Raw genomic sequence first — 2,494 nt, 5'->3', positions numbered from 1 at the left:
TCCGAACCCGGGGGGACCACCCTCCAAGCCTGAATACTCTCCTGTGACCGATAGCGAACCAGTACCGTGAGGGAAAGGTGAAAAGCACCCCGGGAGGGGAGTGAAACAGTACCTGAAACCGTGCGCCCGCAAGGCGTCGGAGCACCCTTCAGTGGTGTGACGGCGTGCCTTTTGTAGAATGAGCCAGCGAGTTGCTGGCCGTCGGCGAGGTTAAGCTTTGAAGCGAGCCGGAGCGAAAGCGAGTCCGAACAGGGCGATGGAGTCGGCGGCCGCAGACGCGAAGCCGGGTGAGCTATCCCTGGGCAGGCTGAAGCGGGGGTAAGACCCCGTGGAGGGCCGAACGCACGTCGGTTGAAAACGGCGGCGATGACCCGGGGATAGGGGTGAAAGGCCTATCAAACCCGGAGATATCTCGTTCTCCCCGAAATAGCTTTAGGGCTAGCGTCGCGCGTTAACCCCGGGAGGTAGAGCACCGGATCGATGAGGGGGCTTCGCCGCCTACCGATTCGAACCGAACTCCGAATGCCCGAGGGTCTAGAGCGCGGCAGTCAGAACATGTGGGCTAAGCTGTGTGTTCGAGAGGGAAACAGCCCAGACCGCCCGCTAAGGTCCCTAATTCAGAGCCGAGTGGCAAAGGATGTGCGTCCGCGCAGACAACCAGGAGGTTGGCTTAGAAGCAGCCACGCCTTCAAAGAGTGCGTAACAGCTCACTGGTCGAGTGGACATGCGCCGACAATACACGGGGCTAAGCTCTGAACCGAAGCGGCGGGATGATTCATATCATCGGTAGGGGAGCGTCCCAGCGGGGGCGAAGCGGGAGGGGAACCGACCGTGGACCTTCTGGGAGCGAGAATGCTGGCATGAGTAGCGAGAGACGAGAGGGTAACTCGTCCGCCGTAAACCCGAGGTTTCCTGGGCAAGGCTAATCCTCCCAGGGTCAGTCGGGGGCTAAGGCGAGGCCGGAAGGCGTAGTCGAAGCGCAGCAGGCAGACATTCCTGCACCGCGATGGAACCGTCACGACCGACGGGGCGACGGATCGGGGTGGCTCGGCGGGGTTCTGGACGTCCCCGTGATGGAGCGTAGGCCCGGTGCCAGGCAAATCCGGCACCGTGCGGGCGAGGCTCCGGACGAAGCGCTTAAGCGAAGCGAGTGAGCCCGTGGTCCCCAGAAAAACCCCTAGGCAGGCGCCATCGCGCCCGTACCGCAAACCGACACAGGTGGGTGGGTAGAACATACCGAGGCGATCGGGTCAACCATGGTTAAGGAACTCGGCACAATGGCCCCGTAACTTCGGGAGAAGGGGTGCCCCCGCGTACGTGAACCGGCTCGCCCGGGGAGCGGAGGGGGGCCGCAGTGAAGAGGCCCAAGCGACTGTTTACCAAAAACACAGGACTCTGCATAAGCCGCGAGGCGACGTATAGGGTCTGACGCCTGCCCGGTGCCGGAAGGTCACGCGGAGGGGTTAGCGCGAGCGAAGCCCCGAAGCCAAGCCCCGGTAAACGGCGGCCGTAACTATAACGGTCCTAAGGTAGCGAAATTCCTTGTCGGGTAAGTTCCGACCTGCACGAAAGGCGCAACGACTTGGGCGCTGTCTCAACCATGGACCCGGTGAAATTCCACTAGTCGTGAAGATGCGACTTACCCGCGGAAGGACGGAAAGACCCCGTGAACCTTCACTGCAGCTTGGCATTGGCCGCTGGTCCGGCGCGTAGAGGATAGGCGGGAGGCATCGAAGCGGGGGCGCCAGCCCCCGCGGAGCCGCCCTTGGAATACCGCCCCCGCCGCACCGGCGTCCTAACCCCGTCCCTTGAAGCAGGGCGGGGGACCGTGCCAGGCGGGCAGTTTGACTGGGGCGGTCGCCTCCTAAAGGGTAACGGAGGCGCGCGAAGGTCCGCTCGGGACGGTCGGCAACCGTCCTTTTGAGTGCAAGAGCGTAAGCGGGCTTGACTGCGAGGGCTACGACCCGAGCAGGTGCGAAAGCAGGCTCTAGTGATCCGGCGGCCCCACGTGGGAGGGCCGTCGCTCAACGGATAAAAGGTACTCCGGGGATAACAGGCTGATCTTGCCCAAGAGTCCACATCGACGGCAAGGTTTGGCACCTCGATGTCGGCTCATCGCATCCTGGGGCTGGAGCAGGTCCCAAGGGTACGGCTGTTCGCCGTTTAAAGCGGTACGCGAGCTGGGTTCAGAACGTCGTGAGACAGTTCGGTCCCTATCCTCCGCGGGCGCAGGAGAATCGAGGGAGGCTGCCCCTAGTACGAGAGGACCGGGGTGGACGGACCTCCGGTGAACCGGTTGTCGACCAACGGCATGGCCGGGTAGCCGCGTCCGGCGCGGATAACCGCTGAAGGCATCTAAGCGGGAAGCCGTTCCCGAGATCAGTTCTCCTTTTCGGTAAGGGCCCAGGTAGAACACCTGGTCGATAGGCCGCAGGTGCAAGCACGGCGACGTGCTCAGCCGAGCGGTACTAATCGCCCGAGCTCTTACCCGCAT

General features: G+C 63.2%; 1 rRNA gene. It reads left to right on the top strand.

Features of this window, described 5'->3' with window-relative positions:
• A 23S ribosomal RNA gene (locus I2E26_RS06095) occupies positions 1-2,492 on the top strand; the annotation flags it as partial.
• Between the last annotated feature and the right edge of the window lie 2 nt (positions 2,493-2,494).

It is taken from the genome of Collinsella sp. D33t1_170424_A12 (genome assembly GCF_015554865.1).
Classification (GTDB): domain Bacteria; phylum Actinomycetota; class Coriobacteriia; order Coriobacteriales; family Coriobacteriaceae; genus Collinsella.
This window is presented reverse-complemented; position numbering and strand designations above follow the sequence as displayed.